This is a genomic window from Streptomyces sp. 6-11-2, assembly GCF_006540305.1.
Taxonomy (GTDB): domain Bacteria; phylum Actinomycetota; class Actinomycetes; order Streptomycetales; family Streptomycetaceae; genus Streptomyces.
In genome coordinates this window covers 3,834,809-3,855,552 of the sequence record NZ_BJOR01000001.1, presented here as the reverse complement: position 1 = coordinate 3,855,552, position 20,744 = coordinate 3,834,809, and the positions used below count along the sequence as shown (strand labels likewise).

Below are 20,744 nucleotides of genomic sequence, written 5' to 3'. Positions count from 1 at the left end.
ACGGACGGCCCCGGCCGGAGGTTCCTTGCCCCACCCGGCCCGTGGCCTCACTGACCCGGTCCTTCGTTGTCACTCTCACCTTCAGAGTGCTAACGCCAATGATTAGCACTCGACCCCTTCGAGTGCAAGCGCCTTCGGGGCGTCGGCGGGGACTCAGCCGGACGCGAACACGGGCATGCCGGGCCGTGCGAGCGCGCGGTGCACGGACACGGGCGTGCCGAGCTCCGGACGGGACGGCGCGCGGGCACAGCGAAGGGCCCGCACCCCGGCAGCGGAGGTGCGGGCCCTTCCGTAGAAGAACGTCGCTTGCGGTGGTCGCGCGATTCAGGCCGTGACGCGGACCATGTCGGCCTGCGGACCCTTCTGGCCCTGCGAGATCTCGAACTCGACCCGCTGGCCCTCTTCCAGCGAGCGGTAGCCGTCCATCTGGATCGCGCTGTAGTGGACGAAGACGTCCGCACCACCGTCGACCGCGATGAAGCCGTACCCCTTCTCCGCGTTGAACCACTTGACGGTGCCCTGAGCCATGCCTAACTCCCCTATTACTGGCCCTTGCACAGATCCACACTTCGCGGATCCGGGTCAGACCTCACCCCCCGTGGATCGGGGGCGTGCGCCGGAACGCGTCGACCGCGGCTGAATGTATCTGTCCAACTGCCGTCTGCAACAGGTCAATCGGACGAGAAATCTGGACGTACGCGGTCCGGAATATAGGGAGAATTCACGTGAATTCAGGGCAAGTCGGGCCCCACAAACAAGGCAAATGCCGCAGAAAGCCCGCAGACTTTGGCTACTTCTTGCCGGGCCCGCGGCAGGAATCCATGGCCCCGGATTCGGAGTTCGGGGGCGCGTTCCCCAACTCTACCGTGCTCAACCACACAGAATTGCCCCCTCCGCTTCTCTCACGGAGGGGGCAATTCGATGAACTCTGCGTGACCAGGATTACCGAAGGTAATGATCAGCCGCCGGCGACCGCCGGGATGATCGAGACGCCCACGCCGTCCGGGGTGGCCGTCTCGAGGCCCTGCTCGAACCGGACGTCGTCGTCGTTGACGTACACGTTGACGAAGCGGCGCAGCTTGCCCTGGTCGTCCAGGACCCGTGCCGCGATGCCCGTGTGGTTCTTCTCCAGGTCCGAGATGACCTCGGACAGGGTCGCGCCCTCGGCGCTCACCTCGGCCCGGCCGCCGGTGTAGGTGCGCAGGATGGTGGGGATACGAACGGTCACGCTCATGCCAGGCCAGCCTCTCGGAAGGAGTCCAGGGTCGGACGGATCGTCGCGGTCAGGCCGGTGCCGGCCACCGCGTCCAGCGTCTTCAGCCCGTCGCCGGTGTTGAGGACGACGGTGGTCTTCGTCGGATCGAGGACACCGTCCTCGACCAGCTTCTTCGTCACGCCGACCGTCACACCGCCCGCCGTCTCGGCGAAGATGCCCTCGGTCCACGCCAGCAGCTTGATGGCGTCGACGACCTGCTCGTCGGTCACGTCCTCCACCGCACCGCCGGTGCGGCGCGCGATGTCCAGGACGTACGGGCCGTCGGCCGGGTTGCCGATGGCCAGGGACTTGGCGATCGTGTTCGGCTTCTGCGGCCGCACGACGTCGTGGCCGGCCTTGAAGGCGGTGGACACCGGCGAGCAGCCCTCGGCCTGGGCGCCGAAGATCTTGTACGGCTTGTCCTCGACCAGCCCCAGCTCGATCAGTTCCCGCAGGCCCTTGTCGACCTTGGTGAGCTGGGAGCCCGAGGCGATCGGGACCACGATCTGGTCCGGCAGCCGCCAGCCGAGCTGCTCGCAGATCTCGTACGCCAGCGTCTTGGAGCCCTCGGCGTAGTACGGCCGCAGGTTGACGTTGACGAAGCCCCAGCCCTCGCCGGCCGGATCGCCGATCAGCTCGGAGCAGAAACGGTTCACGTCGTCGTAGTTGCCCTCGATGCCGACGAGTTCGCCGCCGTAGATCGCGGCCATCACGACCTTGCCCTGCTCCAGGTCGTGCGGGATGAACACGCAGGAGCGCAGTCCGGCGCGGGCGGCCGCGGCGCCGACGGCGCCGGCCAGGTTGCCGGTCGAGGAGCAGGAGAGGGTGGTGAAGCCGAAGGCGCGGGCCGCCTCCAGCGCCTGGGCGACCACGCGGTCCTTGAAGGAGTGCGTCGGGTTGCCGGAGTCGTCCTTCACGTACAGCCCGCCGGTCACCCCCAGTTCGCGGGCGAGGCGGTCGGCCCGGACGAGCTTGGTCCAGCCCGGGTTCAGGTTCGGCTTGCCGGCGACGTCCGCGGGGACGGGCAGCAGCGGCGCGTAGCGCCAGATGTTCGCGGGGCCCGCTTCGATCCTCTTGCGCAGCTCCTCGGTGTCGTAGGCCGAGAAGTCGTAGGCGATCTCCAGCGGGCCGAAACACTCCTCGCACGCGAAGACCGGGCCCAGGGGGACGCGGTGACCGCACTCGCGGCAGCTCAGCGCCGCGGCGGGGCCGAGGTCCACAGTGGAGTCGGTGCTGCTTACAACGGTCTGCACAGCCATGTGAGGCGAGGCCCTTTCTCCTCATCTTCCTCACGACGCATCTCGCCGTGAGACGGATTTGGCACCTTCCCTAGCCGGGAGCCTCGCGAAGACGATCGGCTGTGCTCGCACAGCAGTCGATACGAGAATCGGCTGGAGGGTTGCCGGGGCTTCATCGGGCCGTGTCCCTCTGCCCCTCTGGATGAGCTGTATTCGGTTGTGACGCGGAGGTGACCCCCGGCATGGGATGGTCGTCCGCGTTGTTCAGACTGTAACGGAAGGCCAGGACGGCTGAGCCAGTCGTCCGAAGCGCGAGACAACAGTGAGGAGCCGCTGACCGTGCTGGAAGAAGTCGAGCGCTGGCTGGCCACCCGCTCCTGGTCCGTGGCCGACCGGCCGCTCCACCAGATCCTGGCGGCCAAGCAGCGCACCGGCCAGTCGGTCTCCGTAGTGCTGCCCGCGCTGAACGAGGAGGCGACGGTCGGCGACATCGTCGCGGTGATCCGCCGCGACCTCGTGGAGCGGGCGCCGCTCGTCGACGAGATCGTCGTCGTCGACTCGGGCTCCACCGACCGCACCTTCGAGGTGGCCGCCGCCGCCGGCGCCCGCGTGGTGCGCCGCGACGAGATCCTGCCGCGCCTGCCGACCGTGCCGGGCAAGGGCGAGGTCCTGTGGCGCTCCCTGCTCGTCACCCGCGGGGACATCGTCTGCTTCGTCGACGCCGATCTGCGGGAGTTCTCCTCCGACTTCGTCACCGGCATCGTGGGCCCGCTGCTCACCGAACGCGACGTGGACCTGGTCAAGGCGATGTACGACCGGCCCTTCACCGTGCCCGGCGGTCACACCTCCGGACCGGCCGCGGCCGGGCAGGGCGGACGGGTCACCGAGCTGATGGCGCGCCCTCTGCTCAACATGCACTGGCCGCAGCTGGCCGGCTTCGTGCAGCCGCTCGGCGGCGAGTACGCGGCCCGCCGCTCACTCCTCGAACAGCTGCCCTTCCCGGTCGGCTACGGCGTCGAGCTGGGCATGCTGGTCGACGCGCTGCACCTGGTGGGCCTGGACGCGCTCGGCCAGGTCGACGTCGGGGTGCGCAGGCACCGGCACCAGGACGGACAGGCGCTCGGCCGGATGGCCGCCGCGATCTACCGCACCGCCCAGCTGCGCCTGGCCCGGGGACACCTCGTGCGCCCCTGCCTCACCCAGTTCGTCCGCGGCGAGAACGGCTTCGAGCCGCGGACGTACCACGTGGACACGGAGGAGCGTCCGCCGATGGCCGAGATCGCGGAGTACGCGACCCGGCAGGTGGCGTGAAACACCGGTACCGCCCGCCGTCCGCCGGCTACGAAGCGGAACCGTACGTTTGAGCGTTTCGGGGCCGGGCTAGGTTGAGGCGTATGGCTTCTACGCACGGTGCCGAGGTGCTGGTCGCGTCCAACCGCGGCCCGGTTTCGTACGAGGTACGCGCGGACGGCTCGCTCCACCCCCGGCGCGGAGGCGGAGGGCTGGTGTCCGGGCTCTCCGCGATCGGCCCGGAGGCGGGCGCGGTGTGGGTGTGCGCCGCGCTGAGCGACGCCGACCGGGAGGCGGCGGGCCGCTTCGAGGGCGGGCGCCGGCTGCCGTCGGAGGCGACCGGCGGGCAGCAGGTGCGGATGCTCGACATCGACGCGAAGGTCTTCTCCGACGCCTACAACGGCATCGCCAACTCGGTGCTGTGGTTCGTCCACCACATGCTGTACCAGACCCCGCTGGAGCCGGTCTTCGACGCGGAGTTCCGGCGCCGCTGGAAGTCCTACGAGGCCTACAACCTGGCCTTCGCCGAGGCGCTGGCGGAGGAGGCGGCCGAGGGGGCGGCCGTGGTGGTGCAGGACTACCACCTGACGCTCGTGCCGGGGATGCTGCGCGACTTCCGGCCCGATGTGCGCATCGGGCACTTCTCGCACACGCCGTGGGCGCCGGCGGACTACTTCCGGATCCTCCCCGACGACATCGCCGAGCAGGTGCTGCGCGGGATGCTGGGCGCGGACCGGCTGGGCTTCCTCACCCAGCGGTGGGCGGACGCGTTCGCCGGGTGCTGCGACGCGCTCCTCGGCGGGCTCGGGGGCACCCGGATCGGGGTGCACGGGCTGGGCGCGGACGCGGAGTTCCTGCGGGAGCGGTCGCACCGGGCCGACGTCGAGGAGCGGATGGCGGCGCTGCGCGAGGAGATCGGCGCCGGCCCGGACGGGGCCCCGCGCCGGACGATCGTGCGGGTGGACCGGACCGAGCTGTCCAAGAACATCGTGCGGGGGCTGCACGCGTACCGGCAGCTGCTGGAGGACCGCCCGGAGTGGCGCGAGCGGGTGGTGCACGTGGCCTTCGCCTACCCCTCGCGGCAGGACCTCGCGGTGTACCGGGAGTACACGGAGCAGGTGCGGCGGGTGGCCGAGGAGATCAACGCGCGCTACGGGACGCCCGGCTGGACCCCGGTCCTGCTGCACGTGGAGGACGACTTCGCGCGGTCGCTCGCGGCGTACCGGATCGCCGACGTGGCACTGGTCAACCCCATCCGGGACGGGATGAACCTGGTCGCCAAGGAGGTGCCGGTCGTCTCCGACTCGGGGTGTGCGCTGGTGCTGTCGCGGGAGGCGGGGGCGTACGCGGAGCTGGGGGAGGACGCGGTCGTCGTCAACCCGTACGACGTGGTCGGGACGGCCGGGGCGCTGCACCGGGCGCTGAGCATGCCGGAGCACGAGCGGGCGGAGCGGACGAAGCGGCTGGCCGCCGCCGCGACCGCGCTGGCGCCCGCTCAGTGGTTCCTGGACCAGCTGGAGGAGCTGGGCGGCCGAGGGGCCTGATCCGAACGAAAGCCCCTAAGTGCTGTGACCGGAAAGGTTCACCGGCTCGCGGCGCCCGGCAGGGCACTCCCCCAGCCTTCGGCCAGGGGTACCCCCACGCCGCGTTGTCGCATCACCCGAGTACATCCAGTACGCGGGCAATGCTCCGCCTTGCGATGCTCCCCCACTGCCTGAACGGCGTGGGAGGTGCCCCCAGCACCGGACGCCGCGAGCTTCCCGGCAAACCTTCCCGGCCACAGCACTAGGCGAGGTGGTCCGCCAGGTTGCTCAGCAGTGCCACCACCCCGGCCGGGCCGTCCACCACCAGGTCGGCCCTCTCCGACACCTCCGTGACCTCCGTGCTGCCGCTGCAGACCAGGACGCCCGGAATCCCGTCCGAGCGGAGTCCGTCGACCGCGGCGTAGGCCGGCAGGTCGCCCAGGTCGTCGCCCGCGTACAGGACCGACGTGGCGCCCAGGGCGCGGGCGCAGTCCAGGAGGGCGACACCCTTGTCCATGCCCGGGGGACGCAGTTCGAGGACCATGCGGCCGGGTTCGACGATCAGCCCGTGGTGGCCGGCCAGGTCGGCCAGGGGCTCGCGCAGCGCCTCGAACGCGGCCTGCGGGTCGTCCGCGCGGCGGGTGTGGACGGCGACCGAGCGGCCCTTCTCCTCGATCCAGGTGCCGTTCCGGGCGCCGATCCGGTCGAGGAGGCCGGGCAGTTCGGCGCGGACCGCGGCGACACCGGGGTGCGGGGGCGGGGCGGTGACCGTGCCGGTGGCGGCGTCCCAGCGCTCGGCGCCGTAGTGGCCGAGGACGACCAGGTGTTCCAGGCCGGGTACGCCCGCGAAGCCGCCGTGGCGCACCGCGACGCCGGGCGGGCGGCCGGTGACCACCGCGACGGCGGCCACCTTCGGGGCGAGCGCGGAGAGCGCGGCCACGGCGTCGGGGTGGGCGCGGGCCTGGTCGGGGTCGGGGACGATCGGGGCGAGCGTCCCGTCGAAGTCGAGGGCGATCAGCGCGTGCTCCGGCCGGGCGAGGATCGCGGCGAGCCCGTCCCGGCCCGCCGGGGTGGCGGGCGTCGGGAGGGAGGAGACGGGGGCGGTCGAGTCGGTGGCGTGACTGTCCTGGCTTCCCATGGGGCGAACCTATCCCTCCACGGCCCGGGGCACGCCTCCGTTCCGGGCGGGTCTCACCGCTCGGCGCGCCGGGCCTCGCGCACCCGGCGCAGCCGGTTCACCGTGACCGGGTCGTGGGCGAGGGCGCGGGTGTCGTCGAGGAGGGCGTTGAGGAGCTGGTAGTAGCGGACGGGCGAGAGGCCCAGTTCCTCGCGTATCGCGCGCTCCTTCGCGCCGGGGCCGGTGAAGCCGCGGCGCTCCAGGGCGAGGATGTCCCGCTCCCTGCGGCCGAGCCCCTGCTCCTCGTCGTCGTCCATACCAGGCACCGTAGCCTCCACCACCGACAGCGGCCCTCGTCGGACCCGGCTGTCACGGCCGGCCCGGCGCCGCCGCGCCGTTCCGGCCGTACGGGCGTCACCATGTGGACACAATTGGTCTGCACCAAGTAAGTGGACTAGACCTCTCCCGGTCGACGGGTCCACACTGTTCCACGTGAAACACGTCATCGCCCTCGATGTGGGCGGCACGGGGATGAAGGCCGCCCTGGTCGCCGCCGACGGCTCCCTGCTGCACCGGGCCCGCCGGGCGACCGGCCGTGAGCGCGGACCGGACGCCGTCATCGAGGGCATCCTCGGCTTCGCCGCCGAGCTGCGGGCGCACGGCGTCCGGCACCTCGGGGAGGAGGCGGCCGCGGCCGGTGTCGCCGTCCCCGGCATCGTCGACGAGGCGCGAGGTGTCGCCGCCTACGCGGCCAACCTCGGCTGGCGTGACGTACCCCTGCGCGATCTGCTCGCCGAACGGCTCGGCGCCCCCGTGGCCCTGGGCCACGACGTGCGCACCGGCGGGCTGGCCGAGGGCCGGATCGGGGCGGGCAAGGGCACCGACCGGTTCCTCTTCGTGCCGCTGGGCACCGGGATCGCGGGCGCCATCGGCATCGACGGCCGGGTGGAGGCGGGCGCGCACGGCTTCGCGGGCGAGATCGGCCACATCGTCGTACGCCCCGGCGGCCTGGCCTGTCCGTGCGGGCAGCGCGGCTGTCTGGAGCGGTTCGCCTCCGCGTCGGCGGTCAGCCAGGCGTGGGCCGAGGCGTGCGGGGACCCGGACGCGGACGCGGCGCACTGCGCCAAGGCCGTGGAGTCCGGGGACGCGCGGGCGCGGGCGGTCTGGCAGGAGGCGGTGGACGCGCTCGCCGACGGGCTGGTCACCGCGCTCACCCTGCTGGACCCGCGCACGCTGATCATCGGCGGCGGGCTCGCCGAGGCGGGCGAGACGCTGTTCGCGCCGCTGCGCGAGGCGGTCCGGCGGCGCGTCACCTTCCAGAAGCTGCCGTCGATCGTCCCCGCGGCCCTCGGGGACACCGCCGGATGCCTGGGCGCGGGGCTCCTGGCCTGGGACCTGCTCAACACTTCTACGACTTTCCGGAGGTAGCCACCTGATGGCCCCCAGCAAGGTACTGACCGGAGCCCGGGTGGTGTTGCCCACCGGGATCGTGGACGGCGGCCGTGTGATCGTCGACGGCACGCGGATCGCCGGCGCCGCCCGGGAGGACGCCGAGACCCTCGACGTACGCGGGCACTGGCTGGTCCCCGGCTTCGTCGACATCCACAACCACGGCGGAGGCGGCGCCTCCTTCTCCGGCACGGCCGACGACGTGCTGACCGCCGTCCGCACCCACCGGGAGCACGGCACCACCACCCTGGTCGCCTCGACCGTCACCGACGACATGGGTCTCCTCGTCAAGCAGGCGGGGCTGCTGTCGGAACTCGCCGAGCAGGACGAGATCGCGGGCGTCCACTTCGAGGGGCCGTTCATCTCGCCGTGCCGCAAGGGAGCGCACTCCGAGGAGCTGCTCCGCGACCCGGACCCCGCCGAGGTGCGCAAGCTGATCGACGCCGCCCGCGGCCGGGCCAGGATGATGACCCTGGCCACCGAACTGCCCGGCGGCATCGACTCCGTACGGCTGCTCGCGGAGCACGGCGTGATCGCGGCGATCGGGCACACGGACGCGACGTACGAGCAGACGGTGGAGGCGATCGACGCCGGAGCCACCGTCGCCACCCACCTGTTCAACGCGATGCCGCCGCTCGGCCACCGCGCCCCCGGTCCGATCGCGGCTCTGCTGGAGGACGAGCGGATCACGGTCGAGCTGATCAACGACGGCGTCCATCTGCACCCCGCCGCCCTGGAGATGGCGTTCCACCACGCGGGCGCCGGGCGGGTCGCGTTCATCACCGACGCCATGGACGCCGCCGGGATCGGCGACGGCCGCTACCTGCTCGGCCCGCTCCAGGTCGAGGTCGAGGGCGGGGTGGCGCGGCTGGTGGAGGGCGGCTCGATCGCGGGCTCGACCCTGACCCTGGACCGGGCGTTCCGGCGCGCGGTCACGGTCGACCGGCTGCCGGTCCCGGACGTGGTCGCCGCGCTGTCCGCCAATCCGGCCCGGCTGCTCGGGATGGACGACCGGGTGGGCTCCCTGGAACCCGGCAAGGACGCCGATCTCGTCCTGCTCGACGAGGACTTCGCCCTGAAGGGCGTGATGCGGCGGGGCGCATGGGTGGTTGAGCCCCAACTGGGCTGATCCGTCCGCCCGTCCGGCCGCGGTGGCCGGTCCGAGGGGTGGGCGGTCGGCCGGGTCTTTGGCATGATCGAGTCTCCGGAACTTCGCGGCGGACGCGCTTACTCGGGGGAGGTCGGGCCGGTGATCCTCACGGTCACGCTGAACACCGCTCTCGACCTCACCTATCGGGTGCCGTCCCTGCGGCAGCACTCGTCCCACCGGGTGTCCGAGGTGACCGAGCGGCCCGGCGGCAAGGGCGTCAATGTGGCCCGCGTGCTGGCGGCCCTCGGTCACGAGGTGACGGTCACCGGCTTCGCGGGCGGGGCCACCGGGCGCGAGGTGCGCGACCGGCTCGCGTCCGAGGCGCCGGGCGTGGTGGACGCGCTGGTCCCGGTGGCCGGCGCGACCCGGCGCACGATAGCCGTGGTGGACCAGCGCACCGGGGACACCACCCAGCTCAACGAGCCCGGCCCGGTCGTCACCCCGGCCGAGTGGTCCGCCTTCCAGGACAGCTACGAGGACCTGCTCGGCTCGATGTCGGCGGTTGCGCTGTGCGGCAGCCTGCCGCGCGGGCTGCCGGTGGGCGCGTACGCCGGTCTGGTGCGCACCGCGCGCGCCGCGAACGTGCCGGTGCTGCTGGACACCAGTGGCGAGGCGCTGCGCCGGGCCGTGGCCGCCCGCCCCGACATCATCAAGCCGAACGCCGACGAACTGGCCGAACTCACCGGCTCCCACGAGCCGCTGCGCGCCACCCAGGACGCCCGCCGCCGCGGCGCCCGCGCGGTGATCGCCTCCCTGGGCTCGGAGGGCCTGCTCGCGCACACCTCCGACGGCCTGTGGCGGGCCGCCCCGCCGTCCCGCGTCCGGGGCAACCCGACCGGCGCCGGCGACTCCGCGGTCGCGGGCCTGCTGGCGGGTCTGGTGGAGCAGCTCCCCTGGCCGGACCGCCTGAGTCGCGCGGTCGCCCTGTCGGCGGCGACGGTCCTGTGCCCGGTGGCCGGCGAGTTCGACCGCGGAGCCTACGAGGAACTGCTGGGGCGGGTGTCGGTGACCGGAGAGGCCACCGCGGCGTGAGCGTCAGCCCGACTTGACCCAGCCCTTGGCCAGCCACAGCTGGTCAAGGTTCGCATCACACTGGTTGCCCTGCTCGCACGAGATCTTGATGGTGTTCGCGCCCTTGTTGAGCTGGATCCAGTTGTAGGTCTTCGTCCAGCCCTTCTCGTAGTCGCCCTCGGCTGCGTGCGCCCAGTTGTTCAGGTTGATCGGCCTGCTGGACACGGCGCCGTTGACCGTCAGAGTGGCGGTGCCGTCCCGGCCCGGGACGCCGTAACCGACGAACACGGTGTACTTGCCGTCCTCGGGGATGCCGTCGATGGTCCAGGTGACCGAGGCGCCGACGTTGTTGAAGTTCGTCACATAGACGCCGCCGGCCGCCTGGGCGCCCTTGATGTCCGAGGCTTTGGTGGCGCCGCCGTCCAGCTGCAGCGCCTCGGCGTCGGTCTTCGGCAACGCGCCGTCGCTCGGCGCGCTGCTGCTCGCCGACGGGCTCGGCTCGGTGCTCTGCGTGGCCGTCGGGGACGTACCGCCGGCCTGGTTGTCGTCCTTCTTGCCCGAGTCGTCGCCGATCATCGCCACACCGATGCCGATGACGACCGCGGCGACCACCGCGACGGCGCCGATCAGCAGGCCCTTGGTGTTCGGGCCGCGGCCACGGCCGCCACCACCCTGGGGCTGCTGCCGGGTCGGGGCGCCGCCGGGGAGGGACTCGGGTGCGGCGTAATGGGCGCTCGGCTGGCCGTACGCGCCCTGCTGCTGCGGGACCTGGCCATACTGCCGCTGACCGACCGTGCGGACCCGGTTCACCGAGTTCGGGTAGCCGTATCCGCTCGAGGGCGGCTGGGCTCCGTTGGCCTGGCCGTCGGCGTACAGGTAGCCGAACGGGTCGTCGTCCTCGGGCGTGCTCGCGCCGCTGTTGCCGGGCGTCATCCCTTGGTACTCCTCAACAGGTGCGGGTGGTGCGGTACGTCGTGGGAAAGGCGAGCCTACCCGCTTCGCGGGGCCCAAGCGGGTGACTCATGCCGCATAGGGTGGCTGACCTGCGGATCAACCGGCACGGCGATGTTGTTTGGGACGAGATCGTTTCTCGACGTACATCCGTTCGTCGGCTGATTTCAGCACTTCGTCCGCCGTCATGCCGCAGTGGGCCCACCCGATGCCGAAACTCGCCCCGACCCGGACGGCCCGGCCCTCGGCGCGGATCGGCTGGATGATCTCGTTGCGCAGCCGTACGGCGAGGTCCTGGGCGTCGGCCCGGCCGAGGCCGTCGGCGAGGATCACGAACTCGTCGCCGCCGAGCCGGGCCACGGTGTCGCCGTCGCGCACGCCGTTGCTCAGCCGCCGGGCCACCTCGATGAGCACCGCGTCGCCCGCGTTGTGCCCGAACCGGTCGTTGATCGACTTGAAGCCGTCGAGGTCGCAGAAGAGGACCGCGAGACCCTTGGTGCCGTCGTCGTGGTCGCCCTCGGGCGCGACGGTGTGCACGTGGTGGTCGTAGGCGTCGTAGGCCCGGGTGCCCGGCCGGAAGTCGAAGCCGTGGTCGCCGACGTCGTAGCCGGGGTGGCCGTAGGCGGTGTCCTGCGACTCGGATTCGCCCGCCTGCGCGGCCTGGGGCCGCCGGCACAGCCGGGCGGACAGGCGGGCGCGCAGCTCGGCGGAGTTCGGCAGGCCGGTGAGGGAGTCGTGGGAGGCGCGGTGGGCGAGCTGGAGCTCGCGGCGCTTGCGCTCCTCTATGTCCTCGACGTGGGTGAGCAGGAAGCGGGGCCCGTCGGCGGCGTCCGCGACGACGGAGTTGCGCAGGGACACCCAGACGTACGAGCCGTCGCGGCGGCCCAGGCGCAGCTCCGCCCGGCCGCCCTCGGCCGAGGTCCGCAGCAGGGTGCCTATGTCCTCGGGGTGTACGAGGTCGGAGAAGGAGTAGCGGCGCATGGCGGAGGCGGGGCGGCCCAGCAGACGGCACAGGGCGTCGTTGGTGCGCAGGATCCGGCCGTGCTGGTCGCCGCCCATCTCGGCGATGGCCATGCCGGAGGGCGCGTACTCGAAGGCCTGGCGGAAACTCTCCTCGCTGGCCCGCAGGGCCTGCTGCTCGCGCTCCAGGCGTATGAGGGCGCGCTGCATGTTGGAGCGCAGCCGGGCGTTGCTGATCGCGATGGCCGCCTGAAAGGCGTACATCTGGAGGGCCTCACGGCCCCAGGCGCCGGGCCGGCGGCCGTTGCGCGGGCGGTCCACGGAGATCACGCCGAGCAGCTCGCCGGAGGAGCCGCCGGACCCGCCGGGGACGTCCATGGGCGCGAAGAGCCGGTCGGCGGGGTGCCACTCGTCCTCGAAGCGCGGCGCCGGCCCGTCGGTGTACCAGGTCGGGACGTCGTCGTCGTCGAGGACCCAGCCCTCGGTGTGGGGTATGAAGACCAGGCCGTCCCACTGCTCGCCCATGGCCAGCCGGCGGTCCCAGGAATCCCGGGAGCCGACACGGCCGGTGATCAGTGCCTCGGCGGCGGAGTTCCCGGCGAAGGCGGCGACCACGAGGTCACCGTCGGCCCGCACGAGGTTGACGCAGGCCAGCTCGTAGCCGAGGCCCTTCACGACGCCGTCGGCGACGGTCTGCAGTGTGTCCGCCAGACTCCTCGCGGTGTTCATGTCCGCCATGACCTGGTGCAGTTGCCGCAGGGACGCCAGGCGGACGTACGGCTCCGAGTCGGTCTCCATGCTCGCCCTCCCCCCGAGACCTCGCCAGCGAATCAAGGGTGCTGTTCGGCGTTCGTCTGCGCATTCTCCGCCACTGAATCACAGCGCGAAGCCCACTCGGTACACAGGGTCAACAATTCACTGCTCTTGTGACTCAAGTCACAGATGAACGTGAACAATTGAGTACGGTTTCTGTCTTTTCCCTGTGCGTTTGATGAACACGGGCCACGCTGCTGTGGGGACATGATGCACGACACGCTCGTCCGCTGGTCCTAGGTCCGGCTTCGGGCGAAGGCCCGATGCGGCGGCCTCGGACCGGTGGTTAGCGTTCCGTGTGTGTTGAAGACTTCCTCCGTGCCGCCCTCCTCCCCCACCGCCTCTGCCGAGCTCCGGGCTCCGCTCGGGCAGGGGGAACCCCGACCCGGGCATGCTGAGGGGGTGACCAACGAGGAGTTCCGTGCCGCGATGTCCAGGCTGGCCGCCGGTGTGGTCCTGGTGACCGCGCAGGAGCCGCCGCTCGACCCGGACGACCCGCGGGCGCCGGCCGGCGAGGACGCGGGCATGACGGCGACGGCGTTCATGTCGGTGTCCCTGGACCCGCCGCTGGCCCTGGTCAGCCTGCGCGAGGGCTCCCGCATGGACGACCTGCTCGCCGAACAGCCCCTGTGGGCGGTCTCGGTCCTCGCCGACAGCCAGCACGCCATCGCCGGCCGCTTCGCCATGAAGGGCCGGGTCAGCGACCGCCTGCTGTTCAGGGACCTCCCCCACACCCGCGGCGAGGTCTCCGGCGCCCCCCTGCTGACCGACGCCATGGCCACCCTGGAGCTGCGCACCGAACAGCGCGTGCCGGCGGGCGACCACACCCTGGTCATCGGCCGGGTCCTGACGGCCCGCCTGCCCGGCACGGACGGCGAACCGCTGCTGTACTACCGCGGCCGCTACCGCCGGCTGGGCTGACGCCCCGCCCGCGTCCGGCGTCCCCGCCGGCCCGGGCCCGGGGCTACCCCCAGTCCTTCCCGGAGCGCCCCCGCTTGGTCTGCGAGCGCTGCTTCTTCTCACGCAGCCGCCGCTCGTTGATACCGCGCGGGATCCGGGTGGGCCTGCGCGGCCTGGGCGGCGGCGCGGTCGCCTCGGCGAGGAGCGCGGCGAGGCGCACGGCGGCGGCCTCGCGGTTGCGCCACTGGGAGCGGTGCTCGGAGGCGCGCACGCTGACGACGCCGTCCACGAGCCGGTCCGCGAGGCGCTCCAGCGCACGCTGCTTCCACACCTCGGGCAGCGCCTCGGTGTTGGCGAGGTCGAAGCGCAACTCCACCTGGGAGTCCGTGGTGTTGACGTGCTGGCCGCCGGGCCCCGAGGACCGCGAGAATCGCCAGGCCAGTTCGGCCTCGGGGAGCGCGACGGAGCCGCGGATGAGATGGGGACCGGACATGTCGTCCATGTTCCCCTCCCCGCCCGCTTCACGTCATCATGTTTTCGCCGCGGGCGTGTTCGATCGGGGTGGGTAAAAAAGGTAAAGAGACGCGGAACCCGGAGGACCCCCCTCGACGTTCCTATGGGTGGCGATAGCTTCGTCCGCACACGCAACGAGGGAAGGGACTCCCAACAATGGCTGTAAGCCTGTCCAAGGGTGGCAACGTCTCGCTCACCAAGGAGGCTCCGGGCCTGACCGCCGTCACCGTGGGCCTCGGCTGGGACGTCCGCACCACCACCGGCACGGACTTCGACCTGGACGCGTCCGCGATCGCGGTCAACGCGCAGGGCAAGGTCTACTCGGACCAGCACTTCGTCTTCTTCAACAACAAGCAGACCCCGGACAACACCATCGTCCACACCGGCGACAACCTCACCGGCGAGGGCGAGGGCGACGACGAGTCGATCAACGTCAACCTCGCCGGGCTCCCCGCCGACGTCGACAAGGTCGTCTTCCCGGTCTCCATCTACGACGCCGAGAACCGCGGCCAGAACTTCGGCCAGGTCCGCAACGCCTACATCCGCATCGTCAACCAGGCCGGCGGCACCGAGATCGCCCGCTACGACCTGTCGGAGGACGCGGCCACCGAGACCGCCATGGTCTTCGGCGAGCTGTACCGCAACGGCGCGGAGTGGAAGTTCCGCGCCGTCGGCCAGGGCTACGCCTCGGGCCTGGTCGGCATCGCCCAGGACTTCGGCGTCAACGTCTGACGGACCCGGCCCGCTGACCGAGCCCCGGCCCGCGAAGGGCCGGGGCTGCGGGCGCTGCTCCGACGGGTGGCGGCAGGACGCCTCCGTGTGCGCCGGAAACGCGGCCCGCGTCGAGGGCGTCCGTGCCCGCCACGGGACGTCCCGTCGTCGCCTCTGCGCGACGCCCCGGCCCGCACCGAGCGACCACGCCGGCTGGGCCTGGAGGAGCGGCCGGGCCCGTCGCTCCGGCCGGCCGTCTTCCGCGCCAGGGGGCGCCCGGGGCGGGTGGAGCGCGGTACGTTGCCCGGGTGTTCCTCGAGCCCCTGACCCTCCCGTCGGACCGCGGCCTCCCGGGCGAGCTCCTGACCGAGCTCACCGCGCTCTACGCCTCCCACCGCGACTTCCACGCCCTCAGCGGCGACTTCCCCGACCCGGACGACATCCGCCCGGAACAGGTGGCGGCCGCGCTGGCGGACGAACTGGCCGCCCCGGACGCGGAGGTGCTGCTCGCCCGCAGCGAGGGACGGCTCGTCGGGATCGCGATCACGCTCGCCCACCATCCCGACCCGGCCGACCCGGACCCGTGGATCGGCCTGCTGATGATCGACGCGGGCGCGCAACGGCACGGCTACGGGCGCCGGTTGGCGTCCCTCGTCGAGGACCGCTTCCGTGCCGCGGGCCGTACCGCCGTGCGCCTGGCCGTTCTCGGGAACAACCCCGGGGGCCTGGCGTTCTGGACGGCCCTCGGCTACCGGCACCTCGCTCACCGCCGGGACCGGCGACTGGGCCGCCCGTGCGTGGTGCTGCGCAAGCGGCTGGACTGAGGGAGCGGGCCGGCCGGTGAAGGGACCGGCCGGCCGCGGTCAGGGCCCCGTCGGCTTGCCGTCCCCGTACAGCCAGTCGGCCCAGATCGCGCCGAAATCCGTGCCCGGGGCCTTCTTCTCCACGTAGGCGGTGAAGTCGGCGGTGTCCGCGTTGCCGTGGCGGTGGGCGGCGGCCCAGCCCCGGACGATGCCGTCGAAGGCGTGGTCACCGACCGCCCGGCGGATCTTGTGCAGAACCATCGCGCCGCGTTCGTAGACGGGCCGTCCGGAGATGTGCGCGGCATCGACCGGCTCGGCGGGCGGGAAGGACCACACGGCCCCGTCCCCGGCGGCGTCGGCGAAGTAGCCGCCGCGTTGGAGCGCGTCGAAGGCCTGCTGCGCGGTACGGCCGCCGTGGTCCTCGTCCCACAGCCACTGCGCGTACGTCGCGAAGGCCTCGCTCAGCCACATGTCCCGCCAGCTCTTCGGGGTGACGGAGTCCCCGTACCACTGGTGGGCGAGTTCGTGGACGAGGGTTCCGATGTCGGGGGCGCCGGGGAAGAAGGGCCGGTTCTGGGTCTCCAGGGCGTAACCGGCGTCCGCACGGCGGCCGACGATCGCGCCGGTGGACGAGAAGGGGTACGGGCCGAAGCGGCGCTCCGCCCACTCGACGACCTCGGGGATCCTGGCCGGCACGGCCCCGCTCTCCCGCACCTGGGAGGGCTCCACGGCGACGTACACCGGCAGACCGCTCCTCGTGGTGGAGCGGGTGATCTCGAAGCGGCCGATCGCGACGGTCGCCAGATAGCTCGCCATCGGCTCGGCGGTGCGCCACCGGAACGTCGTACGCCCCCCGCTGGTCGTCTCGCTCCTCAACTCGCCGTTGGAGACGGCCCGCAGCCCCTCGGGCACGGTGACCGAGATGTCGTACGCGGCCTTGTCGGACGGGTGGTGGTTCCCCGGGAACCACGCCATCGAGCCGACCGGCTCACCGAGGGCGAGCGCGCCGTCGGCGGTGGGCAGCCACCCCTCCCGCGACCCGTCGGGGTCGACGACGACCTGCGGCCGCCCCGAGTAGCGGACCGTCGCGGTGAACGTCTTCCCCTTCTGCAGATCGCCGTGCGGGCGCACGGTGAGTTCCTGCCCCGCCCGGCTGAACCAGGCGGCCCTCCCCTCCACCGTGACGCTCCGGACGTCGAGCCCCACGAGATCGAGGTTGAAGGCGGACAGGTCCTTGGCGGCCCGGGCGGTGATGACCGCCGTACCCGTGAGGTGACGTCGGCCCGGGTCGTAGTCGAGGGTCAGGCCGTAGTGGCTGACGTCGTACCCGCCGTTGCCCGCCCTGGGGAAGTACGGATCGTGCAGCCCGGCCCCGCCCGGGGTGCCCCGGACACCACCGCCGCACCCGGTCAGTGTCAGCGCGAGCAGGGCGCAGCCGGCCGCGGCGGTCCGGACAAGCAGGGCAGATCGATACACGCGCGCGATCCTATGCGGGGCACATGACACCATCGCCTACGTGCTCGACATCGGTTACGCCCTCTCCAACCGCTTCCCCGACCCGCCGCAGACGGACTACCGCCGCGCGGACGTGCGGGCGCTGCGGCACGACCTGTTCTGCGGCGACGTCTACCTGGCCGACACCGAGTCGGACCGCGAACTGGCCACGGCCTGGGGCTGGGTGCCCGTGCTCGACTTCGCCTGGGCCCTGTGCGACATCGTCGAGCGGCTGGACCGGGACCCGGCCGGCTCCCGCGCCTCCCGTCCGCAGCGGGCGGAGCTGGACTTCACCGAGTCCACGGACCGCATGCTCTTCGAGCGCCGCTTCGGCTGGGTCGACATCGAGTCCGACTGGATGCCCGTGGAGGAGTCCCCGCTGACCTTCTCGCACTCGGCGCTGCGCCGCGAGGCCCGTGACTTCCTGCACGACCTCGTCGCCGACCTGTGCGACCTGCACGAGGACCTGGCGGAGAACCCGGCGATCTGGACCCTCCAGGCCCGTTACCCCCGCGTCACCTGAGCCCCCTCCCAGCCGGAATCCCCTTTCTGCCCTTTCCGACCTTTCCGGCCTTTCAGTCCCCTCACCCCTCCACCCTGATCCCCAGCTCCGCCGCCAGCACCGGCGCCAGGTCCAGGAGCTGACCGGTGCTGATCACCGCGCCCGCCAGCCGGTCCAGCCCGCGCGCGATCTCCAGGGACACGGCACCCCGCAGGTCCACGTCCGAGAGCGTCGCCGCGCTGAAGTCGACGCCCTTGACCACGCAGTCCACGAACTCCACCCGCTCCAGCCGGGCGCCCCCGAAGTCCGGCTCGACGAGGACGCAGCCCTCGAAGACGACGTCCCGCAGCCGAGCCTTGCGCAGGTTCAGGTAGTCGATCTTGCCGCCGCGGATCCACACGCGCTCCAGGACCGCACCGTGGCACTGCACACCGCCGAGGCGGGCGTCGACCACCTCCACATCACGCAGGGTCGCCTCGGCGAGGTCGGTGCCGACACCCCGTATGCCGGTGAGGACCGAGTCCAGGAAGCGGGCGTGCCGCAGCGACGCGTCGTCCAGCGCGCAGCCTCTGAGCGCGCAGTCCAGGAACCGGGCCCCCGCCCCGTCCTGCCCGGCCAGGTCCTCCTCCCGGAACTCCAGCCCGTCGTAGTCCCCGTCCGGCGCCAGTCCCCCGCCGCCGTACGCCTCCAGCGCCGGCAACCGCACCTCGGGCCGCCGCGCGCCCTTCACACCGGCCCTGCCGCTCGTTCCGCTCACCATGCCCCCATGCTGCACCCCGCCACTGACAATCCCCTCTCGATCCCCTCCCCCGACCGCGAGGCGCCCTGCGTACACGCAGGATGCGATACCTCCCGATTCATGGTCTTCTGGCCAGGTGAGCGTCGCCCGTCCAGGTGAATCCTCGTCCCAGGAGACCGACCGGCACCGCTGGTGGGCACTGGTCGTCATCGCGCTCGCGCAGTTGATGGTGGTCCTGGACGCGACGATCGTGAACATCGCGCTCCCCTCCGCTCAGCACGCCCTGCACATGTCCGACGGCAACCGGCAGTGGGTCATCACCGCCTACTCCCTCGGCTTCGGCGGGCTGCTCCTGCTGGGCGGGCGGATCGCCGACCTGGTGGGACGCAAGCGGACGTTCGTCGTCGGGCTGGCCGGGTTCGCCGCCGCCTCCGCGTTCGGCGGCGCGGCCACCTCCGCGGGCATGCTCTACGGCGCCCGCGCCCTTCAGGGCGCCTTCGCCGCCGTCCTCACCCCCTCCACGCTCAGCCTGCTGACCACGACCTTCACCCACCCCAGGGAGCGCGGGAAGGCGTTCGGCGTCTACGGCGCCCTGGCGGGCAGCGGCTCGGCGATCGGCTTCATCGTCGGCGGCGTGCTGACGGAGTTCCTGAACTGGCGCTGGTGCCTCTACGTCAACGTGCCCATCGCCGTCGTCACGGTCCTCGGCGCCCTGACCCTGCTGCGCGACAGGCCGGGCCGGGCGGACGCCCGGCTGGACCTGCCCGGGGCGGTGCTGGGCTGCGGCGGGCTGGTCTCCGTCGTCTACGGGGTCAGCGAGGCCCAGCCGCGCGGCTGGACCGATCCGCTGGTGCTGAGCCTGTTCGCCCTCGGTGCGGCGCTGCTCCTGACGTTCGTGTGGTGGCAGAGCCGGGCGCCGGTGCCGCTGCTGCCGCTGCACGTCCTGCGGGATCGCAACCGGGCGGGCTGCCTTCTGACCATGCTGCTGGCCGTGATCGGCATGTTCGGGCTGTTCCTGTTCATGACGTACTACCTCCAGGAGATCCTCGGCTACTCGCCGTTGCGGACCGGTCTCGCCTTCCTTCCGCTGACCGCCGCGATCATCACCGGCTCGACGCAGATCTCGGCCCGGCTGCTGCGGCACGTGGCGCCGCGCGTGCTCATGGTCCCCGGGATGCTCCTGGCCGCGGGCGGGCTGCTGCTCCTGACCCGGCTCACGGTCGACTCGCGCTACCCGAGCGAGGTGCTGCCCGCCCTGGTCCTGATGGGCCTCGGCATGGGCCTGACCTTCATGCCCGTGTTCGCCACCGCCACCGCGGGCGTCGCCCCGCAGGACTCGGGGGTGACCTCCGCGACCGTGAACACCTCGCAGCAGGTCGGCGGTTCCATCGGCACCGCCCTGCTCAACACGGTCGCCACGACCAGCGGCGCCGCCTACGTCACCGCCCATCTGCGCGGCCCGGCGGACCGGGCCCGGGTGGTGCCGGAGGGCATCGTCCACGGCTACACGGTCGCCATCTGGTGGGCGGCCGCCATCATGCTGGTGGCCGGTCTGATCGCGGGCCTGATGGTGACGGGCAGGGCCCCCGAGCACGGGGCCCCGGCAAAGGCGCCCGTGACGGAACCAGTGGCATGAGGCGCGGGAGCCCTGGGGCCGGGCGCTAACGCCTCAGGGCGAACAGCGCCTTCCTCGGGTTCCACGGCTCTCCCCGGCCCCTGGTCAGCGGACAGCAGCCCAGGCCGATCAGGACGGCGGTGAAGTGCCCCAGATCGGTGAAGGTGTGCCGGGTCACCAGCGACACGGCGTAGAAGGCGAGGACGGCGGCCAGGTACAGGTACCGCCAGGGCGGAGCGATCCGGTACGTCAGCACCCCCATCACCCCGGCCAGCGCGTAACTCACCCCGACGTCCAGAGTGTTGACGGCCGACTCCGGCACCACGTGCCGCTGGATCGCCCACAGCACGGCGCCCTCGCTGATCAGCGTGGCCAGCACGTGCGCGGTCACGCACACCAGCAGCCAGCGCAGGGTGCCCAGCCAGCGCTCGGCCTGGGCGTGGAAGACCGTGTAGAGGACCGCGTACGGCAGCCAGTGGCCGCTGTCGATCCACATGGCGCTGGAGAAGAGCACCCGCACCGGGTCGTTCGACAGCTCGCGCAGGTTCGTCGAGCGGTGCAACAGGAAGTGCTGCTCGAACTTCGGCGACATGTGGTGCAGGGCGACGGTGGTCAGGAACAGGATCAGCAGCCAGACGTACGTCCCCGGAGCGCTGCGGACGTACGCCTTCGCCGCCCGAAGCCCACGCCGCATCCACATGACCCAGCTC

21 protein-coding genes and 1 riboswitch are annotated in these 20,744 nt (G+C 72.2%); of the genes, 10 read left to right on the top strand and 11 right to left on the bottom strand.

What is annotated here, in order from left to right:
* Nucleotides 1-324: 324 nt before the first annotated feature.
* From TNCT6_RS16840 to thrC, 3 genes are all read right to left on the bottom strand, one after another.
* Nucleotides 325-528, bottom strand: coding sequence for a cold-shock protein (locus tag TNCT6_RS16840; RefSeq protein ID WP_009189266.1), 204 nt, complete (start codon nucleotides 526-528; stop codon nucleotides 325-327).
* 430 nt (nucleotides 529-958) lie between these two features.
* The gene (locus TNCT6_RS16835; protein WP_141360140.1) at nucleotides 959-1,234 is read right to left on the bottom strand and encodes a MoaD/ThiS family protein; all 276 of its coding nucleotides are present in this window, start codon (nucleotides 1,232-1,234) and stop codon (nucleotides 959-961) included.
* Complete coding sequence (gene thrC, locus TNCT6_RS16830) at nucleotides 1,231-2,514, bottom strand: threonine synthase (RefSeq protein WP_141360139.1); 1,284 nt, start codon at nucleotides 2,512-2,514, stop codon at nucleotides 1,231-1,233. Before thrC ends, TNCT6_RS16835 begins: the two co-directional genes overlap by 4 nt.
* An 18-nt stretch (nucleotides 2,515-2,532) precedes the next feature.
* Nucleotides 2,533-2,702, bottom strand: a riboswitch (SAM riboswitch).
* A 130-nt stretch (nucleotides 2,703-2,832) separates the two neighbouring features.
* On the opposite strand from thrC, the gene TNCT6_RS16825 reads away from it, so the two are divergent.
* Nucleotides 2,833-3,804: a glucosyl-3-phosphoglycerate synthase gene (locus TNCT6_RS16825; protein ID WP_141360138.1), complete on the top strand. Its 972-nt coding sequence runs from the start codon at nucleotides 2,833-2,835 to the stop codon at nucleotides 3,802-3,804.
* A gap of 83 nt (nucleotides 3,805-3,887) precedes the next feature.
* Nucleotides 3,888-5,327: a trehalose-6-phosphate synthase gene (locus tag TNCT6_RS16820; protein ID WP_141360137.1), complete on the top strand. Its 1,440-nt coding sequence runs from the start codon at nucleotides 3,888-3,890 to the stop codon at nucleotides 5,325-5,327.
* Between the two features lie 241 nt (nucleotides 5,328-5,568).
* Here TNCT6_RS16820 and otsB read toward each other — a convergent pair whose 3' ends face one another.
* Both otsB and TNCT6_RS16810 read right to left on the bottom strand, forming a co-directional pair.
* Nucleotides 5,569-6,444: a trehalose-phosphatase gene (otsB, locus tag TNCT6_RS16815; protein ID WP_141360136.1), complete on the bottom strand. Its 876-nt coding sequence runs from the start codon at nucleotides 6,442-6,444 to the stop codon at nucleotides 5,569-5,571.
* 53 nt (nucleotides 6,445-6,497) lie between these two features.
* On the bottom strand, nucleotides 6,498-6,740 hold the full coding sequence (locus tag TNCT6_RS16810; RefSeq protein ID WP_141360135.1) for a DUF3263 domain-containing protein: 243 nt from the start codon (nucleotides 6,738-6,740) through the stop codon (nucleotides 6,498-6,500).
* A gap of 214 nt (nucleotides 6,741-6,954) precedes the next feature.
* Here TNCT6_RS16810 and TNCT6_RS16805 point away from each other — a divergent pair, with 214 nt between their 5' ends.
* From TNCT6_RS16805 to TNCT6_RS16795, 3 genes are all read left to right on the top strand, one after another.
* On the top strand, nucleotides 6,955-7,851 hold the full coding sequence (locus TNCT6_RS16805) for an ROK family protein (RefSeq protein WP_253266412.1): 897 nt from the start codon (nucleotides 6,955-6,957) through the stop codon (nucleotides 7,849-7,851).
* Between the two features lie 7 nt (nucleotides 7,852-7,858).
* A complete protein-coding gene (nagA, locus tag TNCT6_RS16800; RefSeq protein WP_141360133.1) occupies nucleotides 7,859-9,001 on the top strand; it encodes an N-acetylglucosamine-6-phosphate deacetylase in 1,143 nt (380 codons plus the stop codon).
* A 120-nt stretch (nucleotides 9,002-9,121) separates the two neighbouring features.
* Nucleotides 9,122-10,054, top strand: a complete 933-nt coding sequence (locus tag TNCT6_RS16795) for a 1-phosphofructokinase family hexose kinase (protein ID WP_141360132.1) — start codon at nucleotides 9,122-9,124, stop codon at nucleotides 10,052-10,054.
* Between the two features lie 3 nt (nucleotides 10,055-10,057).
* Here the strand turns inward: TNCT6_RS16795 and TNCT6_RS16790 are convergent, their stop codons facing one another.
* On the bottom strand, nucleotides 10,058-10,966 hold the full coding sequence (locus TNCT6_RS16790; RefSeq protein ID WP_141360131.1) for a carbohydrate-binding protein: 909 nt from the start codon (nucleotides 10,964-10,966) through the stop codon (nucleotides 10,058-10,060).
* A gap of 117 nt (nucleotides 10,967-11,083) precedes the next feature.
* Nucleotides 11,084-12,742 carry a diguanylate cyclase CdgB gene (gene cdgB, locus TNCT6_RS16785; protein ID WP_141360130.1) on the bottom strand — a complete coding sequence of 553 codons (1,659 nt, stop codon included), beginning with the start codon at nucleotides 12,740-12,742 and terminating at the stop codon, nucleotides 11,084-11,086.
* A 417-nt stretch (nucleotides 12,743-13,159) separates the two neighbouring features.
* On the opposite strand from cdgB, the gene TNCT6_RS16780 reads away from it, so the two are divergent.
* Nucleotides 13,160-13,678: a flavin reductase family protein gene (locus TNCT6_RS16780; RefSeq protein ID WP_253266131.1), complete on the top strand. Its 519-nt coding sequence runs from the start codon at nucleotides 13,160-13,162 to the stop codon at nucleotides 13,676-13,678.
* 43 nt (nucleotides 13,679-13,721) lie between these two features.
* On the opposite strand, the gene arfB is transcribed toward TNCT6_RS16780, so the two are convergent.
* Entirely contained in the window at nucleotides 13,722-14,159 is a 438-nt protein-coding gene (gene arfB, locus TNCT6_RS16775; protein ID WP_141360129.1) for an alternative ribosome rescue aminoacyl-tRNA hydrolase ArfB, read from the bottom strand.
* Between the two features lie 167 nt (nucleotides 14,160-14,326).
* Here arfB and TNCT6_RS16770 point away from each other — a divergent pair, with 167 nt between their 5' ends.
* Together TNCT6_RS16770 and TNCT6_RS16765 are read left to right on the top strand one after the other, a co-directional pair.
* Complete coding sequence (locus tag TNCT6_RS16770) at nucleotides 14,327-14,902, top strand: TerD family protein (protein ID WP_141360128.1); 576 nt, start codon at nucleotides 14,327-14,329, stop codon at nucleotides 14,900-14,902.
* A 287-nt stretch (nucleotides 14,903-15,189) separates the two neighbouring features.
* Nucleotides 15,190-15,705, top strand: coding sequence for a GNAT family N-acetyltransferase (locus TNCT6_RS16765; protein ID WP_141360127.1), 516 nt, complete (start codon nucleotides 15,190-15,192; stop codon nucleotides 15,703-15,705).
* 39 nt (nucleotides 15,706-15,744) lie between these two features.
* On the opposite strand, the gene TNCT6_RS16760 is transcribed toward TNCT6_RS16765, so the two are convergent.
* Nucleotides 15,745-17,193 (bottom strand): M1 family metallopeptidase, encoded by a 1,449-nt coding sequence (locus TNCT6_RS16760; protein ID WP_141360126.1) that lies wholly within the window; start codon nucleotides 17,191-17,193, stop codon nucleotides 15,745-15,747.
* Nucleotides 17,194-17,200: 7 nt separating this feature from the next.
* Here TNCT6_RS16760 and TNCT6_RS16755 point away from each other — a divergent pair, with 7 nt between their 5' ends.
* The gene (locus TNCT6_RS16755; protein WP_141360125.1) at nucleotides 17,201-17,701 is read left to right on the top strand and encodes a hypothetical protein; all 501 of its coding nucleotides are present in this window, start codon (nucleotides 17,201-17,203) and stop codon (nucleotides 17,699-17,701) included.
* A gap of 61 nt (nucleotides 17,702-17,762) precedes the next feature.
* On the opposite strand, the gene TNCT6_RS16750 is transcribed toward TNCT6_RS16755, so the two are convergent.
* Nucleotides 17,763-18,440 (bottom strand): pentapeptide repeat-containing protein, encoded by a 678-nt coding sequence (locus TNCT6_RS16750; protein WP_141360124.1) that lies wholly within the window; start codon nucleotides 18,438-18,440, stop codon nucleotides 17,763-17,765.
* A 115-nt stretch (nucleotides 18,441-18,555) separates the two neighbouring features.
* On the opposite strand from TNCT6_RS16750, the gene TNCT6_RS16745 reads away from it, so the two are divergent.
* Nucleotides 18,556-20,055, top strand: coding sequence for an MFS transporter (locus TNCT6_RS16745; RefSeq protein ID WP_253266130.1), 1,500 nt, complete (start codon nucleotides 18,556-18,558; stop codon nucleotides 20,053-20,055).
* Nucleotides 20,056-20,080: 25 nt separating this feature from the next.
* Here TNCT6_RS16745 and TNCT6_RS16740 read toward each other — a convergent pair whose 3' ends face one another.
* Nucleotides 20,081-20,734: a rhomboid-like protein gene (locus tag TNCT6_RS16740; RefSeq protein WP_141366507.1), complete on the bottom strand. Its 654-nt coding sequence runs from the start codon at nucleotides 20,732-20,734 to the stop codon at nucleotides 20,081-20,083.
* Between the last annotated feature and the right edge of the window lie 10 nt (nucleotides 20,735-20,744).